General features: G+C 38.9%; 19 protein-coding genes. 10 read left to right on the forward strand and 9 right to left on the reverse strand.

Annotation, left to right across the window (positions count from 1 at the left end; translation table 11 throughout):
* Positions 1-69: 69 nt before the first annotated feature.
* Complete coding sequence (locus tag EWU23_RS05340; RefSeq protein ID WP_166229579.1) at positions 70-930, reverse strand: N-acetylglucosamine kinase; 861 nt, start codon at positions 928-930, stop codon at positions 70-72.
* A 4-nt stretch (positions 931-934) separates the two neighbouring features.
* Positions 935-1,138 (reverse strand): cytochrome b5 domain-containing protein, encoded by a 204-nt coding sequence (locus EWU23_RS05345; RefSeq protein WP_394367301.1) that lies wholly within the window; start codon positions 1,136-1,138, stop codon positions 935-937.
* A 134-nt stretch (positions 1,139-1,272) separates the two neighbouring features.
* On the opposite strand from EWU23_RS05345, the gene EWU23_RS05350 reads away from it, so the two are divergent.
* The 4 genes from EWU23_RS05350 to EWU23_RS05365 all read left to right on the forward strand — a co-directional run bounded on the left by EWU23_RS05350 (position 1,273) and on the right by EWU23_RS05365 (position 5,563).
* Complete coding sequence (locus tag EWU23_RS05350; protein WP_166229583.1) at positions 1,273-1,755, forward strand: hypothetical protein; 483 nt, start codon at positions 1,273-1,275, stop codon at positions 1,753-1,755.
* Between the two features lie 47 nt (positions 1,756-1,802).
* Positions 1,803-2,828, forward strand: coding sequence for a thiamine-phosphate kinase (gene thiL, locus EWU23_RS05355; protein WP_166229585.1), 1,026 nt, complete (start codon positions 1,803-1,805; stop codon positions 2,826-2,828).
* Between the two features lies 1 nt (position 2,829).
* Positions 2,830-3,531 carry a WbqC family protein gene (locus tag EWU23_RS05360; RefSeq protein WP_166229587.1) on the forward strand — a complete coding sequence of 234 codons (702 nt, stop codon included), beginning with the start codon at positions 2,830-2,832 and terminating at the stop codon, positions 3,529-3,531.
* Positions 3,532-3,634: 103 nt separating this feature from the next.
* Positions 3,635-5,563 carry a polysaccharide biosynthesis protein gene (locus EWU23_RS05365; RefSeq protein WP_166229589.1) on the forward strand — a complete coding sequence of 643 codons (1,929 nt, stop codon included), beginning with the start codon at positions 3,635-3,637 and terminating at the stop codon, positions 5,561-5,563.
* Here EWU23_RS05365 and EWU23_RS05370 read toward each other — a convergent pair.
* The gene (locus tag EWU23_RS05370) at positions 5,560-6,198 is read right to left on the reverse strand and encodes a phosphatase PAP2-related protein (protein ID WP_166229591.1); all 639 of its coding nucleotides are present in this window, start codon (positions 6,196-6,198) and stop codon (positions 5,560-5,562) included. The genes EWU23_RS05365 and EWU23_RS05370 overlap by 4 nt on opposite strands.
* Positions 6,199-6,359: 161 nt before the next feature.
* On the opposite strand from EWU23_RS05370, the gene msrA reads away from it, so the two are divergent.
* Positions 6,360-6,917, forward strand: coding sequence for a peptide-methionine (S)-S-oxide reductase MsrA (gene msrA / locus EWU23_RS05375; protein ID WP_235942152.1), 558 nt, complete (start codon positions 6,360-6,362; stop codon positions 6,915-6,917).
* On the opposite strand, the gene EWU23_RS05380 is transcribed toward msrA, so the two are convergent.
* Positions 6,914-9,631, reverse strand: coding sequence for a putative LPS assembly protein LptD (locus EWU23_RS05380; RefSeq protein WP_166229593.1), 2,718 nt, complete (start codon positions 9,629-9,631; stop codon positions 6,914-6,916). The genes msrA and EWU23_RS05380 overlap by 4 nt on opposite strands.
* 162 nt (positions 9,632-9,793) lie before the next feature.
* Here EWU23_RS05380 and EWU23_RS05385 point away from each other — a divergent pair, with 162 nt between their 5' ends.
* From EWU23_RS05385 to EWU23_RS05400, 4 genes are all read left to right on the forward strand, one after another.
* A complete protein-coding gene (locus tag EWU23_RS05385; protein WP_166229595.1) occupies positions 9,794-10,594 on the forward strand; it encodes an N-acetylmuramoyl-L-alanine amidase family protein in 801 nt (266 codons plus the stop codon).
* An 8-nt stretch (positions 10,595-10,602) separates the two neighbouring features.
* On the forward strand, positions 10,603-11,550 hold the full coding sequence (locus EWU23_RS05390; RefSeq protein ID WP_166229597.1) for an MlaD family protein: 948 nt from the start codon (positions 10,603-10,605) through the stop codon (positions 11,548-11,550).
* Between the two features lie 7 nt (positions 11,551-11,557).
* Positions 11,558-12,385: a 50S ribosomal protein L11 methyltransferase gene (prmA, locus tag EWU23_RS05395; protein WP_166229599.1), complete on the forward strand. Its 828-nt coding sequence runs from the start codon at positions 11,558-11,560 to the stop codon at positions 12,383-12,385.
* 109 nt (positions 12,386-12,494) lie between these two features.
* Positions 12,495-15,434: a DEAD/DEAH box helicase gene (locus EWU23_RS05400; protein WP_166229601.1), complete on the forward strand. Its 2,940-nt coding sequence runs from the start codon at positions 12,495-12,497 to the stop codon at positions 15,432-15,434.
* Between the two features lie 18 nt (positions 15,435-15,452).
* Here EWU23_RS05400 and EWU23_RS05405 read toward each other — a convergent pair whose 3' ends face one another.
* Positions 15,453-16,115: a metal-dependent transcriptional regulator gene (locus EWU23_RS05405; protein ID WP_166229603.1), complete on the reverse strand. Its 663-nt coding sequence runs from the start codon at positions 16,113-16,115 to the stop codon at positions 15,453-15,455.
* 130 nt (positions 16,116-16,245) lie between these two features.
* On the opposite strand from EWU23_RS05405, the gene EWU23_RS05410 reads away from it, so the two are divergent.
* Complete coding sequence (locus EWU23_RS05410) at positions 16,246-17,568, forward strand: Nramp family divalent metal transporter (RefSeq protein WP_166229605.1); 1,323 nt, start codon at positions 16,246-16,248, stop codon at positions 17,566-17,568.
* On the opposite strand, the gene ribD is transcribed toward EWU23_RS05410, so the two are convergent.
* From ribD to EWU23_RS05430, 4 genes are read right to left on the reverse strand one after another with little or no spacing between them, the layout of a single operon-like run.
* Positions 17,542-18,588, reverse strand: a complete 1,047-nt coding sequence (gene ribD, locus EWU23_RS05415) for a bifunctional diaminohydroxyphosphoribosylaminopyrimidine deaminase/5-amino-6-(5-phosphoribosylamino)uracil reductase RibD (RefSeq protein ID WP_166229607.1) — start codon at positions 18,586-18,588, stop codon at positions 17,542-17,544. The two genes, EWU23_RS05410 and ribD, sit on opposite strands and share 27 nt — an antisense overlap.
* The gene (locus EWU23_RS05420) at positions 18,581-21,682 is read right to left on the reverse strand and encodes an efflux RND transporter permease subunit (protein ID WP_166229609.1); all 3,102 of its coding nucleotides are present in this window, start codon (positions 21,680-21,682) and stop codon (positions 18,581-18,583) included. The genes ribD and EWU23_RS05420 overlap by 8 nt, the downstream gene beginning before the upstream one ends.
* An 8-nt stretch (positions 21,683-21,690) precedes the next feature.
* Entirely contained in the window at positions 21,691-22,737 is a 1,047-nt protein-coding gene (locus EWU23_RS05425; RefSeq protein ID WP_166229611.1) for a glycosyltransferase family 9 protein, read from the reverse strand.
* A gap of 8 nt (positions 22,738-22,745) precedes the next feature.
* Positions 22,746-23,843 (reverse strand): efflux RND transporter periplasmic adaptor subunit, encoded by a 1,098-nt coding sequence (locus EWU23_RS05430; RefSeq protein ID WP_166229614.1) that lies wholly within the window; start codon positions 23,841-23,843, stop codon positions 22,746-22,748.
* Positions 23,844-23,868 lie beyond the last annotated feature (25 nt).

The raw sequence follows: 23,868 nt of genomic DNA on the forward strand, positions 1-23,868 counted from the left end.
AAGGCTACTACTTAGCAAAGTTATATAATTATCCTGCTATTTATATGATTTTCTTGAAAACATCCTAACCTATTCAGGCCATCTTTTCGATTTATGATATAAGGTTAAACCCGCCATAGGAGTCTCACTGATGTTTCCCAAGTGATAACGATTTTTCCGAAGTACTTGTTTCAAAATATCCGAATAATAAAAGGCTATAGAGCCAGTAAAATGGATTTTTTGAGTTTCTACCTCGGAATATTTACTTACATATAGTCGGATAAACTCTTGAAAAGCATGTTCAATCATTTGATAGCAAAAAGGATGCTTGCGGTGATCAAACAAGAATTTAGAAAATCCAGCAAACCATCTGTTGGGGTATTCCCCCTGATATGCTTTGGCTAAAATATCTAGACGATTTAACTCCCCATAGCGCTTCACGAATAAATCACGTAGGTCCTGGGGCAATTCCTGATGTAAATAGGCTAAAATCAACAGCTTGCCTAAGTGGCCACCACTGCCCTCATCTCCTAACCAAAATCCTAAAGGGGGGATCTGTTCCGAAATGGATTCCCCATTAAAAAACCCAGAATTAGAGCCTGTCCCTAAGATGCAGGCAATCCCAGAATTGTCACCACACAGCGATCTGGCCGCTGCAATCAAATCATTTTCTACTTGAATGGTCTTTAAATCTGAAAAATACGGGATTAGCCAATTTCGTATAATCTCTCTTTTGGACTCATCCGTAATGCCAGTGCCATAATAGTAGACCTCTTCTATGGGAAGTTTACGTAGTTGAGCAATAACTTCCTTCTGGGAGGCTTCTATTTCTTCAGGTGTTTGATAATAGGGGTTGATTCCCAAGGAATGAAAACGCTGGTATGCTTCATGAGGGGAAGAAATATACCTCCATTCTGTTTTACTGGAACCGCTTTCTATTAGTAGAATCATGGAATTAGGTTAATATGCCAATGGCTTGAAATTTTTCAAATACTTGTGCTGTATGGGGAGCATCTTTTAATTCATCGCTCAAATCTTGGCCAGCCCAATGCTCATAATGTTTGCCATTTTTCCAAAGTCGGGAATGGCTCATATCATAAATTTTTCCCTGAAAAGCCACCCAGATTTCAGGGCGATCTTGTCCGTTTCTTAAGGCCAATTGTGCCCGAGAATAGTGTGGAAGTGTTGAGTCCAATGCGATTATAATTAGTACGAAACTAAATAAAAAGCATGAAAAGCCGTTTTATAAGCAAAGATTTTTAATTTTACTTGATATTTAATTTTTTAGGGTTTATGAAAAATACAATACGCGTATTTATCTCCGTGTTATGTTTGAGCTTGATTGCCGCATGTAGTAAGGATGATCCTACCCCAACCCCACCCCCCACACCTTTGGTCTCGGATCTAATCAAGAAAGTTTGGTCAGCATCCAACATTCAATGGGATGGGAATGTGCAATATGATAAAACAGCCAGCTCGAATTTAATTGCGGGCTATGCCCAGTTTAAATTGGATTTAGCGAGTTCTTCTTCGGCTTCTTTGACAGAGTATGATGGAAACAAGTTTACAGGTACTTATAGCTTATCATTGGATAATAAAACGTTGACTTTGTCTAGCCTAAAAACGAGTGATGGAACAGAGCCAACGGGTACAGGAGGAACATTGGCATTCACTATTTCAGGGGTACCCACAGCCAGTAGCTTGGTAATAGAATCTACTACGGCATACGTAAAAGCAAGTAATAAAAAGATTAGGTTGAGCTTAGTCAATCCTTAATCGCAAATTAATCATGAGGCCGCCTCATTGGGCGGCTTTTCTAGTTTATGGAGAAAAGAACAGAAATTGGATCTTTAGGGGAATTTGGACTCATTCAACGTTTGGCAGAAGGGTTTACGTCGCATCAACCTTGGACATCCATTGGAATAGGAGATGATGCAGCCGGCTTAGAAGCCAACGGCTTTAAGGTTGTATCTACCACAGAATTAATGATTGAAGGGGTTCATTTTGATTTATCTTATACCCCATTAAAACATTTAGGTTTTAAAGTAGCTAGTATCGCCCTTTCTGATATCGCGGCGATGAATGCTATTCCAGCTCAGCTTTCAGTAGGCCTAGGCCTCAGTAATCGTTTTTCTGTAGAAGCGGTAGAGGAGTTGTATGAAGGAATAAAACTAGCTTGTGAAGAATATAAAATTGATTTAGTGGGTGGCGATACCACTTCTTCTCCTCAAGGTTTGATTATTTCAGTGAGTGCTTTGGGCTTGGTGGCAGAAGATCAACTAGTGAAGCGAAGTGGAGCAAAACCCAATGATGTGATTTGTGTGACGGGAGATTTAGGAGGGGCTTTGATGGGCTTACAGTCTTTGGAAAGAGAAAAACAAGTGTATTTGGCAAATCCGGACATGCAACCGGAATTGAATGAAAAGAATTATGTGGTCATGCGTCAACTCAAACCGATGGCTCGTTTTGATATCATCCATGATTTGAAAGAATTAGGTGTCGTACCCACTTCAATGATCGATTGTTCAGATGGTTTGTCTTCTGAGATTTTGCATTTATGTAATGCCTCAGGAACAGGAGCTCGGATTTTTGAGAAAAACATTCCTATTGATGATGAGACCTATTTAGTAGCTACGGAATTCAGTATAAGTCCATTAACAGCCGCCTTGAATGGTGGAGAGGATTATGAATTAGTATTTACCATTGCTCAATCGGATTTTGATAAAGTAAGTAAAATTACGGACGTTACGGCCATTGGATACATGACCGACATTCCTAAAGAACGAGTGTTGGTGATGAAATCCGAACAAATAGTCGCTTTGACAGCCCCTGGATTTGGCCCTCAATAATATGTCAGTAGCCATCATGCAGCCGTATTTTTTTCCTTATTTGGGCTATTTTCAATTAGTTCAATCGGTGGATGATTTTGTCTTTTATGACGATGTCATGTTCATCAAAAAAGGTTGGATAAATCGAAATCAAATATTAATGCAGCAAAATGCTTTTTTATTTACCATCCCCCTAGAAAAACAGAGTCAGAATAAGAGTATTCGGGAATCCAACATAGCTTGGGGCCCTGAGTTTCCCAATAAATGGTTACAACAATTGCAGTCTGCTTATAAAAAAGCTCCACAGTTTATACTCGTGATGGACTTGATCGAGTCTGTTTTACAAAAAAAGCCTATGAGTATTGCCGATTTAGCGGCCTCTAGCGTAATGGCAACTTGGCAATATTTAAACTTAGAAAAAAGATTTCACTTTAGTTCTGAATTAGGCGTTTCCAAAGATCTTGATCGCGCAGAAAGGCTCATGGCCATAACAGATAATTTGGGAAGTAAACAGTATATAAATGCCAAAAATGGTCAAGAATTATATCAAAAAGAGTATTTTGCCGACCAAGGATTTCAATTGCATTTTTTAAATCAATCTTTACCTCCTTATTCACAAGGGAGTAAACATGATTTTATTCCAGGCTTATCCATGATTGATGTACTGATGTGGAATTCTAAACAGGATATTGTATCGATGCTTTCGTCTTATTCTTTGATTTAATAAGCTAAATTCCGTTAAATAAATTTACATATTATTTGATTGCATAATTGTTAACTTTACAGGAATTCTCTTCTACAGGGAATTGCGAAAGTAAATGGGTTCTATGTCACAATCTTTACTCCTTAGTAAATATTCTAATACCTTCTTGTCAAGGTGGTTAGTATTTGCTTTTGATTTGGGGATTGTCATTTTTTCCTTTTCAGCTGCGACCTTGCTTCGCATGAATTTTCGCTTGACAGATATTGATTTCAATGTTTTTAAATACCATTTCTTATTCCTATTTATCTTTAGGGCACTTTCATTTCTCTATTTCCAATCCTATACAGGGATAATCCGCCATACCAGTATAGAGGATGCCGTTATTATTTTGAAAGCCGTTTTTACTGGGACTTTCTTAGCCACCATGCTCTCCTTGGTTGTTAGGTATTATTTCAATTTGGATACCTTGTTTTATGTTCCATTATCCATTTTATTAATTGATTTCTTTATCTGTTTATTCTTAATGGTATCATTAAGGTTTTGGGTAAAATCATTCTATGAGTCTTTTGTTAGAGAGTTTAGGCCATCAGTTGGGATATTGATTTATGGAGCTGGATATTCAGGGATGTTAACTAAAAATGTCATACATAATGATCGAAGCATCAATTATACCATATTAGGATTTATCGACGATAATGAATCAAAAATCGGAAAAACTATCGAGGGGATTCGTGTGTATAGTTTGACTGAAGCTATGGATAAGTTTGTGGATAAAACGGATGGTCTTGAGGTCATAATGGCCATAAATAATATCTCTCTAAAAGTTAAAAAGAGGATTACTGATGTCTTTCTGGACCGAGGAGTCGTGGTTAAAATTCTTCCTCCTGTGGAAAAGTGGGTTGGGGGAGAATTTGCTGTAAATCAAATCCATAATGTGAAAATTGAAGATTTGTTAGGCCGGGATGTTATTCAAATGAATAATAAGCAAGTTGGAGAGCAACTGTTCAGCAAAACCATTCTAGTCACAGGAGCTGCTGGGTCTATTGGAAGTGAAATAGTTCGACAGTTAGTAGCCTATTTGCCTGCCTCCATTATATTGGTTGACCAGGCCGAATCTGGATTGTTTGACCTAGAATTTGAAATCTCCTCGAGTATTCCCATTAATACCAAGTTGTCTGTGTATGTGGCCGATGTGACGGACCAAAAACGCATGGCTCGGATTATTTCAGCCCATAAACCTAACTTTATTTTTCATGCGGCTGCTTATAAGCATGTACCATTAATGGAAAGTAATCCCTACGAGGCCGTTCGAATCAATGTTTTGGGGACTAAAATACTTTCTGAATTGGCTGCGGAATTCCAAGTGGAGCGTTTTGTGATGGTATCTACCGATAAGGCGGTTAATCCAACGAATGTAATGGGAGCAACGAAGCGGTTAGCTGAAATGTATACCCAATCGATGAATAATTTAGAAGGGGTATCCACCAAATTCATTGCCACTCGTTTTGGGAATGTATTAGGTTCTAGTGGATCCGTGATTCCATTATTCAAGAAACAAATTGAGCGAGGTGGACCGGTTACCGTTACACATCCAGATATCACACGCTATTTTATGACTATTCCTGAAGCCTGTGAGCTCGTTTTAGAGGCGGCTACCATGGGAAATGGGGGAGAAGTATTTGTTTTTGACATGGGAGATTCCGTAAAAATCATCGACTTAGCTAAGAAGATGATTACCTTAAGCGGCTTACGGGTTGATCGTGATATTGAAATTAAATTTACAGGTCTTCGTCCAGGTGAGAAGCTTTATGAGGAGTTATTGAATAACAATGAAAACACATTGCCTACCCATCATCCTAAGATTTTAATTGCTAAAGTCAATACACCAAGTTATTCCTATATGGAAATTCAATCCAATGAATTAGAACATATTTTGGACCATGGAACGAGTAATCAATTAGTATCCAAAATCAAGGATATTATTCCAGAGTATAAATCAAATAACTCTGTTTTTGAACAATTGGACAAAGCTTTCATCCGTTCTAAGGGTTAGATTTTCAACCATCTTTTTACTAAGTAGATTGCCCCTATGGTCACTATGGGAGCTGCTATGATATCCATGGTATAATGCACATGTTGGATAAGTAATAGGATCATGAGTATCACGGTTAATACATAAGCCCATTTTTTCTCTCCGGTTTTTGGAAGAAAGAAACACACAAAAACCATGGTGGCGGTATGTCCCGAAAAAAATAGGTCTTTGGTTATGGCCAAATTCTCTCCATAAATAAATATTTCTGCTAGCGGGTCGTGCAAATCCACTAAATTTAGGGGTGGATTTAAAGGAATAAGGTAAATACAGCTGAGTCGAATTAGGGTTTCTAAATTGAATGCCCAGGCAAACCATAAAAAGGTATTTGGACTGGGAATTAATCGAATTAAAAGGTAAATAACACTGCAATAAATGATGCCAAAAATAGGGTAGGAGACATTGAAAGCTGGAATATGGGCTAATAGAATGTCTTGAATTAACATTCCTTCGCGCAGCTGAATCCATTGAAAATAGTCATCTGCTTTCCAGGGGAATAGCATAAATATGAGCAAGGAACCCACGAATTTCCATCGAAAAGCACTTTCCTCCCAAGCCTTTGACCAGTTTACTCGAACTGATTGGATATAACTTTTCATGCTTATCTTTGGTTCTATCTATAATTTAAGTCCGCAAAACTACGTTAAAAATTAAAATAATGGAGAAATTGATGAAAAATGCCTGGGTAATTCTCGGAATAGTAATAAGCTTTTCTCATTTTTCATGTGGAAACGCTACAAAAGATAAAATAAATACAAAAATGGCAAATACAGAATCAAGTCATGCACAACTGGAAACAATCACCTTTGGAGCCGGATGCTTTTGGTGCGTGGAGGCCGTATATCAGCGTGTCAAGGGAGTGCATTCCGTGGTTTCAGGATATATGGGTGGCAAAATGAAAAACCCAAGCTATCGCGATGTGTGCACAGGACTTACAGGTCATGCCGAAGTTTGTCAGTTGACATATGATCCTAAGCAGGTGTCCTTTGAAACCTTATTAGAAATCTTTTGGCAAACGCATGATCCTACTACCTTGAACCGACAAGGGGCAGATGTGGGAACGCAATATCGTTCTGCGATTTTTTATCATACTCAAGCGCAAAAAGCTGCAGCCGATCAGTGGAAGCAAAATTTGAATACTAAGAAGGTCTTTCCTAATCCTATCGTAACAGAAATTGTAGCTGAAAGCACTTTTTATCCTGCGGAAGATTACCATCAAGACTATTTTAATCAAAATGGAGAAGAGCCTTATTGTAAAATAGTCATCAAACCTAAGATGGATAAATTTCTAAAAGCGTTTAAGGATAAATTAAATTAGAACCCCCCTTTATCGTAAAAACTTCTTCTTCTTGAAATTTTCAGCTCTTGTAATAAGCTTGATTTAACACGTAAATCGAAGGAATAGTTACTGGCTCTTCCATAAAACGGGCTGGCAATAGGGGTCCAGTTGAAATTAAGTTCCCAGCAGTGTAGATCTCGATGTACCGAAATATTGGTATAGGTAAGTCCACTGTATTTGAAATCATATCCAGAACTAAATGAAAATTTCCATTTCTCACTAAGGCTCAAATCCCCCTGAAAGGTTAAGCCACTAATATTTTGAGATGGTGCTAAGCCTGCTCGGTTCATGCTAAATTGATAGCTGAATGAAAAGGACCAAGGTATATTCCAGTCGACATAATCATCCCGATTTCTATTAATTTGTTTTAATTGAGCTTCTGAAGCATTTTTGCTTACTTTTTCTCCTTGGCCTTTGGCTGGAGCAAATCTCTTCCCAATGGATAAATTAAAGGATTGCAAACGGGCTAAACCTTCCCCTTTGGTTGCCATTAAATCGGGTGTTCTTCTTCCCACCACAGCAAAAGATTGATCAGGAACGTACAAATAAGGATCTAAGTTTCCTCCAATATTGATATCAAATTGTTTGATTCTTGAATTGGCATTAAATGACAAATTGGACAAATTGTATTCCTTGGCTAATAAATTATAGCTTCCATTAATGCCAAAGTTGTCAAGAATATTGATTTTTTCTGATTCTTTGGTAGCCGTGTCGGACTTGGTTTTCAATTTAGCCTCCAAAGTATTTTGTATCCCAAAACTAATACTTCCAGATGCTCCTCCATAACTGAGTTGGCGAGGGTCAAATGTGCTAATCCTTCGAATATCCCCTACTTGTTCTTCCCCATTATTATTGATGAATTTTCTATTATTGATACGAACATCTTGGTAATATCCATACGTTGGATCAGAATAATCAGGGGTATAACTTAAACTTACACTAGGTGCCATGGTATGACGTATAGCTTGCAGTCGACCTTTGCTAAAGCGCATAGTCCCATACACACGGGTGTTCATACTAGCCGAAAAGGAAATCTGCGAGCTGAATTTGGGCAACCCTCCTACCGTATCTATTCTGACGGTAGAATCGGAAGGCATGTAGGTGTATTTATAGGAACGGGTATACATATTCCCTGACCAAGAAATTCCTGGGGTCAGGTTAATGTAGGGATTGATTTTAATATTGGGTAAGGATAATGGAATGCTATAATTGAATTTGGTTTGTGCTTTTTCCAATAACATGGGAAGGGTGCTTCCATTCAACGGAATCACCCCGGGAGGTAAATCGTCAGCATTTTTTGGAATAAATGGCTTTTGAATGATTCCTCGTTGACTATTCGATTCACGAGGATAAACATCAAATTCATAACGAGTGTACAAATCGGACACTTGGTTCGTCAAACTGACTGTTCCTGAAAAGTCCATTCCAATTCTAAACTGATCGATGAAGCGATCGGCAATAGCATTCTTTTTCTTAAAAGGCTGGAATTGGTTTAGACCAAGGTTGAAATCGGTACCTGCATCAAAAACCCGAGTGGTGGTATTTTGATTGATACGTAAACTAATACCACTTCTAAAATTTTGTCCGATGGCTTTGGTATATTGAACGGAAGAACCAATGGTATTGGAAAGGTATTGTTGCGTATTAAACGTGTTGAATTGATTGTAAGAGTTCGAGGCAATGTTAACGGAGGCGGAGAAACTAGAATTACCTAAGCTTCTAGGGCTATGCGACCATTGTAAGGAAAAATCTGTACGAGTCGAAGGACTGAATTCGGAACCTGAATTATTGCGATTTAGGGCTAAGTTAAAGGAGCCAGTATATCGGTAACGCTTATTGTATTGGGAATTAGCCCCTAAACCCCAGCCCCCTTTGGAGTAAATTTGTCCCGTGAATCGAACACCAATGTTTTCACTCGCCGCCCAATAGTACCCCCCATCACGTAAGTAAAACCCTCTCCCTGAAGGTTCTTCTCCATAAGTAGGGATTAGAATACCGGACTTACCCGCTTCTTTGGGTTGAGAATAGGGGAAAAAACCAAAAGGCAAACCAATGGGTAGGGGAATGTCATTCAGTTCAAAATGGAATGGCCCCGAAATGATTTCTTTTTTACCGACTACTTTAATTTTACTAGCTCGAATATTAAAATGTGGGTGACTTAAATTACAGGTGGTATAAATGGCATTTCGGATGTAGAGATTTTCCTCTTCATCTTTTTTGACATTTTTTCCTTGAACAAAACCCTCTCCTTGTTGGGTGACAATACCCTTGATAATAGCTCTTTTCGATTTGAAATTATAGCGTATTTCATCCGAGTCATATTTGTCACTTCCCTGGGTAAATACGGGAAGACCTACCATCTTTTTACTGGTAGAATCATAGGTGCCTTTGGCGTATACTTCGTTTTTTGCCCAATCTAAGCGAATATATTCAGCCTCTAAACTGATGTTGCCATATTTCACTTTGGCCCCTCCATATAAATTGACAATTTGCTGATCTGCATCTAACACAGTGGAATCCACCGCAGAATAGAAAACAGTAGTTTGTAAATCTTGACTTTTACTAGCGGTATCTTTAGGGATACTTTTCTGGATAGTATCGGCGCGAACAATTCGTTGAGCATGGACGCTGGGTAGGCCAATGCAGGTTAAAATTAAAACAACGAAAAGAGAATAGATGCAATTCTTTATCAAATCAGCGCTAGTTCAACGTTCAAAATGTGTATATCATCAACGGATTGCTGATAAATTCGCATGTTAATGAACGAAGGATGGAATTTAAAAATTATATTTGTCTTTGTATAAGCATACAAAATTACATTATTGCGCCTTACCTACGTCTAATTCATTAAAATAATGTTTACAGTTCTTAGAGCTTTTGTTGGATTTGCCTTAACATGTCTGTTAATTGCTGCCATACCAAGTCCTCCTGAGCCTACTCGTTCTGCTAAGCGTAACTTGGTAAAAACAATTTGTCTGGATGCTGGTCATGGGGGAAAAGACCCTGGATGTTTAGGCCCTAAAGGAGCCCAAGAGGGGAAAGTGACTTTGAAAATTATCCTAGAAGTAGGAAAGCGTTTAAAAAGTGAATTTCCTGACTTGAAGGTGGTTTATACTCGAGATACGGATGATTTTATTGAATTGAATGAGCGGGCTAACATTGCTAATCGCAGCCGTTCTGACCTATTTATCTCCGTGCACTGTAATGCAGCCACCAATAAGGCGGCTTATGGAACGGAAACATACACGATGGGTTTACATAAAACGGATGGTAATTTAAACGTAGCCAAGCGAGAAAACTCCGTTATTTTGCAAGAGAAAGATTATCAGACCACCTATAATGGATTTGATCCTAGTTCTCCTTTGGCCCATATCATGATGGCAAATTACCAAAGTGCTTTTATGGCCAGTTCGGTGAAATTTGCCTCTAAAGTAGAGGAGCAGTTTGCGAAAGTATATAATAGAAAAAGCTTTGGCGTTAAGCAAGCTGGATTTTTAGTTATTTGGCGAACAGCCATGCCCAGTGTATTGATTGAAACAGGTTTTTTAACAAACCCAGAAGAAGAGGGTTATTTAAATTCGGAAAAAGGTCAATCAGAAGTAGCTGATGCTATCATAGGGGCATTTAAAAAGTATAAGGAAGAAATCGAAAAATAGTTTCTGACATGTTTCAAAGTAATGAATTAAAAGTTGGGTTTTTGGCCTTAATCGCCTTTTTAATCCTATATTTTGGCTTTAATTTTCTGAAGGGGAACGATGTATTTTCCTCTTCTAGAATCTATTATGTCGAATATGACAATGTGGATGGCTTAATGGTTTCCAATCAGGTCATGGTAAACGGTATTGAAGTAGGGAAGGTTAAATCAGTCACTTTACAGCCAGAAAAAGGGAATAAAATATTAGTGACCCTTCGCTTGGCTAAAGGTTTAGTTATTCCAGATAAAACAGAAGCTATTTTGATGGATGGAGCCCTGTTGGGAGGTAAAATTATCCGTTTAGAATTTGGTGGAAAAGGAACTCTGCCAGAAGAATCGTTCATCCCTGGTTCCATGGAAAAAGGAGTTACTTCCTTATTAAAAGAAAGAGCCATTCCCGTAATTGAAAATGCCGATTCTTTATTGATTTCTTTTCGTCAAATCAGTAAAAAGTTTGAACATACAGGATCCTATTTGAATGAGTTAATCAAAAGCTCCAATAGTACCGTCAATGGGATTAATGGTTCAGTGAATGGTATGGTGGAAGAAAATCGGAATAATATAGCACAGATTTCTGCCAATATGAAAACATTGTCACAGAGCTTGATTGAAACCGAAAAACAATTGAAGCCTATTCTAGTCAAATTCAACACGGTGGCGGATTCGATGCAAGCCTTGCAAGTAGGGAGAACATTGCATGAAGCTAATCTGGCTGTGGCGTCTATCCAACGTATTGTTTCAGGTTTGGAAAAAGGCCAAGGTTCCGCAGGTAAGTTCTTGAAGAACGACAGCTTATATGTTGGCTTAAACAAGACCTTGTTGGATTTAGATAAATTATTGATCGACTTCCGCTTGAAACCTAAGCGATACGTGAATATTTCAGTATTTGGGAAGAAGGATACACCTCCTAGTAATTAATTAAAATATGGCAACTATTCAAGCACGTATTTCAGCTTCAGCTGAATTGTCGGATATTTTATTGGCAGAACTAGGCGAAATAGGCTTTGATATTTTTGAAGATACAGAAGAAGGATTTTTTGCTTATTGCCCAGAAGCCTTATTTAATCAGGAGGCTTTTCAAGAAATTATTGATCGATATCAAGCTCTTGGTCGTATTGAAATAGAAATGGGGCGTATTGAAAAGCAGAATTGGAATCATGTTTGGGAAAGTAATTATGATCCGATTCGTATTTCTAATTTATTATTTATCCGAGCTAGCTTTCATGAATCCGAGCCAGGCTATCAGATGGAATTAGTCATTAATCCCAAGATGTCTTTTGGTACAGGCCATCATGAAACTACCAGTTTAATGGTAGAAACGCTGTTTACCTTGGATTTAGAAGGGAAATCGGTCTTAGATGCAGGTACTGGTACTGGCATTTTGGCCTTTGTGGCTAAAAAATTGGGGGCTACCCCTGTGATTGGATTTGATGTGGATGAATGGTCTGTCGAAAATTCCATGGAGAATGCAGGATTAAATGATTTAACGTCTGTACGATTTGATTTAGGAACCATTCGGGATCAATCTACGGATGAATATGATGTATTGTTGGCCAATATCAATCGTAATATTTTATTAGACGAAATGGCGGAATATGCTCGTCGGATTAAACCAGGAGGGCATTTATTATTAAGTGGATTCTACCAAGAAGATGTCCCTTTATTATTGCAAGAAGCTTCAGAGGCAGGCCTTTCCTTTATCTCAGAAAGGGAGAAGAACCGATGGACCTGTTTACACTTGAGAAAGCTTTAATTTTGTAGTTTTCTAATATTAGCCTATATTTTTTCGGTATTTCGTTTAAAAACCTTATTTTTGAAGGTTTTACTCTAAGAACTCGTGCATTCGAGTGCTTTACTAGTACATGAAGATCTCACCCAGTAAGCCTTTTCAGGTAATGTATTCCTTATTATCCCATGAATGTCTCGGCTATTTGTTCGAGGTCTTTGTGGTACAGTTAAATGAAAAATCTCAATTAACTTGGGAATATCAGACTTTAACTACGCGAAATTTTCATGAATTTGCTCATGGCTTGGATGAGCGTGATGAACAAGCGGCGAAGTTAATCGAAGGAATGAAGCCTGCTGCCATTTTTGAGAAGTTCAATACTTCCAAACGTAAAACGATGGAAGAGTTCTTTCTAAAGACTTTTGATGCAGAAAAGGGCGAAAAGGAAATTCAAGAAGCCGTATTGAGTGTAGTCGAAAAAAAGCGAGGTCAAGTTTTTGAGTTGATTTGTCCAGATAAGACTTTATTCATCATGGGAAATGATGGAAACCCTATGCGCCAGCATGTTCAGATACAACCTGAGCCAGTAGAGGTGTTATTCCATTTTATGCGAAATGAGGAAAACACCCATTATTTCCCCACATTGAAATACGCAGGAAACAAATTGGAGTTTCAATACAAAGATGCCATGGTATTGTGTGATGAACCTGCCTGGATGTTGTTGAATCAAAAACTATATCATTTTAAGCCAGCGCTGGAAGGGAAAAAATTACGGCCATTCTTGAATAAGAAATTTGTGGTAATCCCCAAAAATATGGAGGAAGATTACTTCCGTAAGTTTGTGAAAGCCATGGTTGCCAGGTATCCCGTGCATGCCAAAGGCTTTGAGATATTTAATACGGAAAAGAATTGCCAGTATTTACTTTCTTACGGACCTATTGTCAATAAATTAGAAGAAGAGAAAGTCCCTAGCAAAAAATCAGTTGCCTTAGAAGCCGCAGACCGATGGAATTTTGTGCTGTCGTTTCAATATGGGAATAATCGTTTCCCATGGGATGGATTAGGTTCCGAAGCGAATGTCTTGTTTGAGAAAAAAGGCGACAGCTACGCTTTCCAAAAAATCATGCGTTCTTTGACCAAGGAAAAAAGAGCCTATCAACAATTGAAATCTTTGGGCCTGCAAATTGAGGTAGACGGGAAAGCTGTTTTGTCGCGAGGTGAGGCTGTTCAATGGTTGACTTTAAATAAGGCGGCATTAGATCTGGCGGGATTTAGTGTTCAGTTTAAAGGCGACGGACAAGCTCCGAGGTATTTCCTAGGGAAACCTGAAATTAAAATCCGAATTGGGGAAAAGCTAGATTGGTTTGATATTCAGGCGATTATTTCATTTGGGGAATTCCAAATACCCTTTTTGAAGATTCGGCAATTGATCTTACAAAAAAAGAAAGAGTTTCATTTACCAGACGGCTCTATTGCCATCATTCCTGATAATTGGTTTCACGATTACCAAGATCTGTTTTATTTTTCAGAGACAAGACCAGGCGAAGATGGGGTTTATTTGAAGCGACAACATTTTCAGTTGGTTCAAGAATGGGAAAATCAGGATTTGGTCAAAACTGCCCTGCGTAGTAAAACCATGAATGATTTAGCTTTAGAGACCAAAGAATTCCCCGTACCTAAGCAATTTAAGGGAACCTTGAGGCCTTACCAAATGGAGGGCTACCGTTGGATGCGGACACGCCAAGCAGCGGGCCTAGGTGCCTGCCTAGCCGACGATATGGGTTTGGGTAAGACAGTACAAACTTTATGTTTATTGCAGAGCTTAAAGGAGCAAGGAGAAACCTTACCTAGTTTATTAGTGATGCCCACTTCCTTGTTGTATAACTGGGAAATGGAAGCCAAGAAATTTACTCCTCAGTTGAGAGTGCTGGTCTATAGCGGCCCTCAAAGAGAAAAATTGCAAGCCCAATTGGGCAAAGTTGACTTAATTCTTTGTTCCTTTGGAATGGTGCGATCAGACATTGATTGGTTTGAAAAACAATCTTTCAGTTATGTGATTTTGGATGAATCTCAAGCCATTAAAAACCCCATGGCGAATATCACCAAAGCCGTTCAAAAGCTTACTGCCAAATACCGATTGGTTATGACAGGTACGCCATTAGAAAATTCTACGATGGACCTTTGGTCGCAAATGAATTTTGTGAATCCAGGCTTATTGGGTTCTCAGCGTTATTTCAAAGATTTGTTTCAAGTACCTATCGAAAAGAAAGCTGATGCTGAAAAGAAGAAGCGTTTGTATTTTCTGATTAAGCCCTATTTATTACGTAGAGAAAAACGCCAAGTAGCTGCGGATTTACCTGCTAAAATGGAATCCGTGACCTATTGCGTGATGTCTGAAGAGCAGGAAAGATTGTACGATAAAACGAAATCCTTTTATCGAGATGTATTGTTGAAACAAATCAAAGATGAAGGATTGCAAAAATCGAGATTCTCTGTTTTACAAGGTTTAACCAAATTACGTCAATTGGCCAATCATCCATCTTTATGTGAAGAAGGATATGAAGGGGAATCGGGTAAAATGGAAGCAGTGTTAGAAAAATTAGAAACAGTATTAGAACAACACCATAAAGTGTTGATTTTTAGTCAGTTTGTGCAGCATTTGTCATTGATTAGAAAAGCGCTGGATGAAAGAAACATTGCCTATGCTTACTTGGATGGAAGTACCTCAGACAGAAAAGGGCAGGTGGAGAGCTTCCAAAAAGCAGATGGTCAGTCGGTATTTTTGATTTCCTTGAAAGCCGGTGGGGTTGGTTTAAATTTGACGGCGGCTGATTATGTCTTTTTATTGGATCCATGGTGGAATCCAGCAGCGGAGGCTCAAGCAATTGACCGAGCTCACCGAATTGGACAGGTCAAGACCGTATTTACCTATAAGTTTATTTCTAAACAGACGGTGGAGGAGAAGATTTTAGCTTTGCAACAAAGGAAATTGGATTTAGCCAATGATTTGGTCACTTCAGATGAAAGCATATTAAGAAACCTGAGTGAAGACGAGGTATTGGATTTGTTGAGTTAAGCTTTTCGCCAACTCAAACTAGCCTAATTTTATCAAAATATTTTTAGCCACTTCATGGCTAATGAATATAGATTCCGAGTCATTGATGGACACGGAAATGGAACGATCAAATGGGTTGATTTCTTTCACCATGAGTTTTGCTCCCAAGCTTAAATTTAGTCGAGTTAGCAATTGAAGAAAAACGGCGGAATCCTTGGCGACCCCCATCAATACACAAGCTTTGTTTTCCTTTAAATCCGATAGATGCACGTAGCTTAGTTCTGGAAGTATCCCTTCTTTATTGGGAATAGGGTCACCGTGAGGATCTATTTTGGGAAAATTCAGAAACTCATCTAATTTATTGATGAGTGCTTCCGATTCAATATGTTCCAATTGTTCCGCAATTTCATGGACTTCATCCCAATTGAAACCCATTTTATCTACTAAAAAAACTTCCCACAAGCGATGTTTTCTAACCACAGACAAGGCTATTTTTTCACCTTCTTCTGTCAGTCGTACCCCTTGGTATTTTTGATAATTAACCCAGCCTTTTTCTGCTAATTTTCGAAGCATATCCGTGACAGAGGCGGCTTTCGTTTGAGTTAATTCGGCTACAGCATTGGTAGAAATATCCTCTAAAGTTGATTCGGATAAGCGATATATAATTTTTAAATAATTTTCCTCCGCAAATGATGTTGCCATTTTCTTTAGTTAAGCTAGTATAAAAGTAAGAAAAATGGAACACAAAATAAATTTTTTAGTCTCGGCTAAAAAATTTATTTGCTTAATCGCAATTCTTATCTATATTTGTTCGCAATAAAACCATGTATCCATGTCAAATGCTTGGCGATCAGAAGGTAAGACTCATTCTTTAAGTGAGGTGTACGGAAGTATCCCCATTCATTCAGGGCCGGGTTTCTGGAAAAATCTACGCGCATTCATTGGTCCGGGATTTATGGTGGCGGTGGGGTACATGGATCCAGGAAACTGGGCTACTGATTTAGCGGGAGGTTCACAATTCGGTTATACTTTATTGTCGGTTATATTTATTTCTAGTCTTTTTGCTATTGTATTACAGCATTTAGCTTTAAAATTGGGGGTTTCTACTGGCCGTGATTTAGCTCAGGCTTGTGGGGAAGCATTTTCAAAACCAGTAGCCATCTTTCTTTGGATACTCTGTGAATTAGCTATTGTGGCTTGTGATTTAGCTGAAGTAATTGGTTCAGCTCTTGCGTTGAATCTGCTTTTTGACATTCCAATTCTGTACGGTATTCTGATTACCATATTGGATGTGTTCTTAATTTTATACTTCCAACATCGTGGCTTCAGGGTGCTGGAGTCCATTGTTATGTCTTTATTGGCAGTAATTTCCCTTTGTTTTGGCTATGAACTATTGTTGTCTCAACCTGATATTTCTAGTGTGATGAAAGGGCTTGTTCCACAAGCATCTATTTTCCAAGATTCTAGTCAATTGTACGTAGCCATTGGTATTTTGGGTGCTACGGTCATGCCTCATAATCTGTATTTACATTCGAGTATCGTTCAAACAAGGGCATTTGCTCATACGGAATCAGACAAAACCAAAGCGATCAAGTTTGCTACGATTGATTCAACGCTTTCTTTAGGACTAGCCTTTTTTATCAATGCTGGTATTTTGATTTTAGCTGCTTCAGCTTTTCATATCAATGGAATGCCTCACGTGGCTGATATACGTGATGCCTATCAATTGCTTGATCCCGTTTTGGGAAGCCAATGGGCCTCCGCCTTATTTGCTATCGCTTTATTGGCTTCGGGTCAAAACGCCACACTTACTGGTACATTAGCCGGTCAAATCGTCATGGAAGGTTTTATGGATTTAAAATTAGCACCCTGGTTACGCCGTTTAATTACTCGAATGTTGGCTATTTTACCTGCATTTTTTATTACCTGGATTTGGGGAGATAGTAAAGTAGGTGAATTATTGGTCTTTTCACAAGTAGTGCTTTCCATGCAATTGAGCTTTGCGGTAATCCCTTTAGTCTGGTTTACTAGCGATAAAGCCAAGATGGGTAAATTTGTGAATCCGGCTTGGCTGACCACACTTTCTTGGTTGATTAGTGCGGTGATTTTATGCCTGAATGCCTATTTATTATTGCAGATTTTTGGGTTGGCTTAAATCAGCCTGATACCAAACATTATCTTCACCTACCTGCACTTCTTTTTTCCAGTTAAGGGAATGTTTTGGTTCAGCTATTCCTTTTCCAAGTAAGGTACTTTTCTCTTGTTTCCAAACTTCATCCACCAATTTAGATTGTAGAAATGCCTCTAAGGTTTTAGCCCCACCTTCTACTAGGATGGAAATTAAGCCTTTTTCGTAAGCTAATTGTAGGATATCTTCGATGCGGAAATTTTCACCTATGGCCAGCCATTGGCAGGCGCCATTTTCAGCTACGCCATTTTTAGTGATGATCCATGTGGTTTGACCATCCTGTAGTACCTGACTGCTTTTGGGGATACGGTGATGAGGATCTAAAACGATCCGAATGGGATTATTTCCTGGCCATAATCGGACATTTAAGCGGGGATTGTCTTGGATAATGGTATTGGCTCCTACCAATATCCCTTGGTGTTGTGTCCGCATTTGATGGACCAAAGCCTGACTGGTTGGATTGGAAAATGTAACAGGTTTACCGTCTTCTTGGGAAATAAAACCGTCTTGAGAAGCGGCCCATTTTAAGGTGATGTAAGGACGTTTCTTCGTGTGAAAAGTAAAAAATTGACGGTTGATTTCGGCACCTTTATTTTCTAAAATTCCCTGACTTACCTGAATTCCTGCTGCTTTTAATTTCTCTATTCCCTTGCCAGCTACGAGTGGATTAGGATCTAAGTTGCAAATGATGACTTCCTTGACTTTTGATTTAATCAATAAATCCGCACAAGGAGGAGTTTTTCCTACATGAGAGCAAGGTTCTAAGCTTACATAAACGGAGGAACCTATGCTTTCTTCTGGATTAGCTAAGGAGTTGATTGCCATCACTTCCGCATGTGCTTGGCCATAAGCTTGGTGCCACCCTTCACCGATGATTTGATCATTTTTTATAATGACACAACCTACTAAGGGATTAGGAGCAACACGTCCTGATCCCAGAAGGGATAAATCCAGGGCACGTTGCATCCAAATCTCTTCTTTATTCATGGCCTACCAAAGAAGGACTTTCTTCTTTTTCTCCTTGGTGCTTCAGGTTACTAGACATGTAGCTGTAAATAGCTGGAATAATGTACAAGGTTAAGGTAGTAGAAAATAACATACCGCCAACTACCGCAATACCCATAGACACACGACTTTGAGAACCAGAACCTAAGGCAAGTGCAATCGGTAAAATACCCAAAATGGTACAAAGTGAAGTCATTAAGATAGGACGGAATCGAGCTGTAGCGGCTTCTTGTACCGCTAACATTTTATTGGATCCTGCTTCTTTTCGTTGGTTGGCAAATTCCACAATCAAAATACCATTTTTCGTTACTAAACCGATGAGCACGATGATACCAATTTGAGAGAAGATATTCAAGGTTTGACTGAAATCCCACAAGGTTAATAAGGCACCAGCTACCGCTAGAGGCACAGTGAATAGGATAATTAATGGATCTATAAAGCTTTCAAACTGGGCAGAAAGGATTAAGTAAATCAATAAAATAGCTAAAGCAAAAGCAAATAATAAGGAAGAACTAGATTCTTTAAATTCCTTACTTTGTCCATCGTAAGCTGTAGAGAAGGAAACATCTAGCGTTTCTTTAGCAATTTTGTCCATCTCAGTCAAGGCTTCACCCAATGTAACTCCCTTGGCCATTTGAGCTTGTACCGTGGCCGCTACATATCGGTTATATCGGTAAAGCTGCGGAGGCGTACTTTGTTCCGTAATTTTTACCAAGTTGTCTAATTGGATTAAATCACCTCGGTTATTTTTTACGTACAGAGATTTCAAATCACTTACGTCATTTCGCATGGGTCTATCGATTTGACCAATTACCTGATACTGCTTTCCATCCATGATAAAATATCCGAATCTACGACCTGATAGACCTAGTTGGAGGGTTTGTGCAATGTCTTGGATGGCAATACCTAAATTTTGAGCTTTGGCACGATCAATTTCAATGCGTAATTCAGGCTTAGTGAATTTCAAATTGACATCGGAAGTTTCGAATTTAGGATTATCACGCACTTTAGCTAAGAACAGAGGCATGACTTTTTTCAAACTTTCAAAGTTTGGTGCTTGAACCACAAAGGCAATCGGCATACCTCCACCACCACGACCCGTAGAAAGAGTAGGATCTTGAATTAAGTTCGATCTCGCTCCTGTAAACTTTTTGATCTTAGGAGATAGTTCATCTGCAATTTCCTGTTGGGTTCTCCTCTTTTCTGGATCACCTAATAAAATACGGAAACTACCCGTATTGGCGGCACCGTTTCCAAAAGGGGGGGAAGTAATGGCATAAATGGCATAGCGTTCTTTCGCAGGAATAGCTTCCATCAAAAACTTGGCCATTTTATCGGTATAATTCAACATATAATCAAAAGTGGCTCCTTCTGGCGCAGTAGAACTAATCCGTAAGGCACCACGATCTTCTAATGGAGCTAATTCAGATGGGATAGCATCGTATTTAAATAGAGTATAAATGATGCCAATCAAAGAGACCATAATAACCCAAGCCATCCAACGGATTTTCAAGAATGATTCCAATGAACCCTGATACGCTGCAGTTAACCAAATAAAGAAGGGTTCAGTAACTCGGTAAAACCACGGTTTATGGTGTCCTCCTTTCAATAATTTGGAACTTAGCATGGGAGTTAATGTCAGGGAAACAAAAGCCGAAATGATAACAGATCCCGCTACCACAATACCAAATTCACGGAATAAACGACCAGTAATACCTTGTAAGAAAATAACAGGAAGGAATACCGCAGCTAACGTGATGGTAGTGGAGATAACGGCGAAATAAATCTCCTTAGAACCTTCTAAGGCAGCTTTCCATGGAGTCATGCCATCTTCAATTTTGGAATAAATGTTTTCCAAAACCACAATGGCATCATCCACTACAAGTCCAATCGAAAGTACAATACCCAATAACGTCAGGACATTGACCGAGAAGCCGACCAGGTACATGAAGAAAAATACGCCAATTAAGCTGACAGGGATAGCTGTTAATGGAATCAGTGTCGATCTCCAGTCGCGCAAGAATAAAAAGATAATGATGGTTACCAATAGAATAGCCGTAAGAATGGTTTCTTCTACCTCTACCAAGGATTTACGCACATATTTAGTATTATCAAATCCTTCTTTTAACTCTACGTCAGCAGGTAAAGTCTGACGAATTTGAGGGAGTTTTCTATTGATGGCATCCACGATTTCGATTTGATTGGATCCTGGTTGAGGAATAACCGCAATAGAAATCATCGGAGTCATGTCGCGCTTAAAGAACGTCTTGTCGTTTTCAGGGGATAATTCAGCAAATCCCACATCGGAAAACTTCACTGAGCGCCCATCTTGTTCCTTGATGATTAGGTTATTAAAGTCTTCCACAGTAGTCATTCTACCTTGTGTACGAACCGTTAATTCCGTATTTGCACCCTCAATACTACCTGATGGCAACTCAATATTTTGCTTACTCAAAGCCGAAACGATATCTGGGGCAGTCAAACGGAATGAGGCCAAACGCTCAGGGTCAATGTGCATACGCATGGCATATTTCTTCTCCCCCCACATTTGTACGGAACTTACTCCTGGAATAGTTTGGAATTTTTCCTTCACATTTCTGGTGGCTAATTCATTCAACTCCAATAGACCACGTGTTTTGGAGAAGATATTGATATTGTAGATTGGGCTGGCATCCGCATCGGCCTTCGCTACTACAGGGGGATCCACATCTTTTGGTAATAAAGCCATGGCTCTAGAAACGCGGTCACGCACGTCATTGGCGGCATCTTCGATATTGACAGCTAAATCAAATTCCACCGTGATGCTGGAACGACCATCTCGACTGGAACTTGCCAAGGTTCTTACCCCAGCAATACCATTGATGGATTCTTCCAAGGGCTCGGTAATTTGAGATTCAATAATGTCCGCATTGGCTCCTGTGTAGGAGGTTTGAACCGTTACAACAGGAGGGTCCACGGAAGGAAACTCTCGAACACCCAAATAGGTATATCCAATAATACCAAACACGATAATGGTGATGGACATAACGATGGATAATACGGGTCGGTTAATACTGATTTCAGATAGAGAGGCCATAATGAGTATTATTTATGATTTGGTATTTCTTGAATGATATGATTGACTTCTATACCGTGTTGGAGTTTAGTCCAAACGTTTTCAAAGCTTAATTCTTTTGCTGGGCCATTTTCATGATAAACCAAGCAGGCAATTTGACTTAGTTGATATGCCCCTGAATAGGACATGTATTTTTTAAAGTCGGCAAATTCTCCCAACATAATCAATGCTGGAATTTGAAAGGCATTGGCACAATGCGTTGGTCCTGAATCAATTCCAATAAAAAAACTGGCCGATTTGATGAGGAATAAACTATCCTCCACGCTTGTTTTACCTACCAAAGAAAGAAATTTAGGGTGTTGAAATTCGAGGCCTTGACTCGTGCCTATTTCCACTATATTAACATCCCATTCTTGAATGGCAGCTTGAATTAATTTCAACCAATTTTCGTCGGTCCATTCTCGACAAGGGTCATTGGAAATTCGGTGAATAAGCCAATAATTTCCATCGAAAGGAAGAGGGAAGTTTTTATTGGGTAAATAAAGTGTCGGCTGTCCTGCAACTAATCCCAAGCCAGCTAATTGAGAAAAATTCTCCAATAAATTGTGCTGGTCATAGTAATTATGAATATTGATATTCAGCTCTTTTGCTTTCTCATTTTCTAAAGGAATATGGAAATAGGGGTCTTTTCTCAATTCATTTAAATGAAGATTAAAAAAATGCGTAAAGGGATTCCACCTCGTTAAAAAGTAACTAAGCAGCATGTTTTCTTCTGTGACCAAACGGTAGATTCCCGGATGGTGTTCTAAAAGCGGTCTAAAATGGCCTTGAATAATCCAAACAATTTTAGCCTTAGGGTATTTGGCTTGTAAGGCAGGGATGATGGGCTCAGCAGCGACAATGTCGCCTAAATGTTGGGCCAATAATACTCCTACCAGAGGTTGCGAGGGTTGAAATAAACGCTGAAAAATAACCCAAGTACAGAGCTGCATATAGGCTTTTAAACCTGCAAATAAATAACCTAATTTGCGGAATTTAAATTGCCAAAGGGCTGTACTTAGGTAAATGCTGGGCATCTTTTGACTTATTGAACAACTTCTTTTATATCCACTTCTCCGTCTGGTTTAACTTGGATGATACCGTTGGTAATTAAGGTGTCACCAATAGAAAGTCCCGATAAAATCTCTACGTTTTTCTCTCCACGTGTTCCTAATTCTACTTTGGTATAAACGGCCTTGCCATTCTTTACGATAAATACTTTACTTCCTTTGGATTCAGGAATGACTGCTTCTGTTGGAACCAAAATAGCTGATCCTTTCGTTTTCAGAATCAAATTAACTTTAGCGAATGCTCCTGGGACCAATACCCCACCTGGATTGGGGGATAATGCTCTTATTTGAAGTGTACGAGTCAAAGGATCAATCTTAGGATCAATGGCATATACTTTACCCGAATAGGTTTTGGTTTCATTTTCTGTCACAAACTCAATGGTATTGCCTTTGCGAATTTGAGAAGCGTATTTGGCAGGAATAGAAAATTCTATTTTAGCAGGATTCGTATTAGTCAGTGTAGCAATTTTTGTAGTAGGAGAAATATAACTTCCCATACTTACGTAGCGGAAACCAATGATTCCAGAAAAAGGAGCACGCAATGTTGTTTTCAAGATTTGTGCTTTCAAATCTTCGATATCCGCAGAAATGGTATTAACCGAGTTCACGGCTATATCATATTCTCTTTGAGAGATGGCCTCTTTTTGAAGTAACACCTTTTGTCGAGCTTCGTTATCTTCCGCTAATTTTTTGTTATAGCCTAATTTTTTTAAACGAGCCTGCAAATCATCGTCGTTGATGTGTAATAAAATAGTTCCTTTCTGGACTACATCACCTTCTTTGATATTTAACTGATTAATTCTTCCCGCAATTTCAGAACGAATTTCAACTTCTTCATTAGGTAAAATACTTCCTGTAGAACTGATCATATCGTCTAGTCGAGTTGCCTTAATTACCATGACCACGACCGTGGTTTTGCCACCTTTTCCACCACCAGGACCACCCTTACTTTTCTCTTTACCTTCTTCCTTTTTCTCCTCGAAAAAAGCCTTTTTTACCTTGGGGTAAAAGGCGATGCTTACTATCAAAACGATTACTAATAGGCTGACGATTGTTTTTGTAATCTTGTTCATAAGGTCAATTCAAACGATGTTAATT

Source organism: Aquirufa beregesia, assembly GCF_011090385.1.
GTDB lineage: Bacteria > Bacteroidota > Bacteroidia > Cytophagales > Spirosomataceae > Aquirufa > Aquirufa beregesia.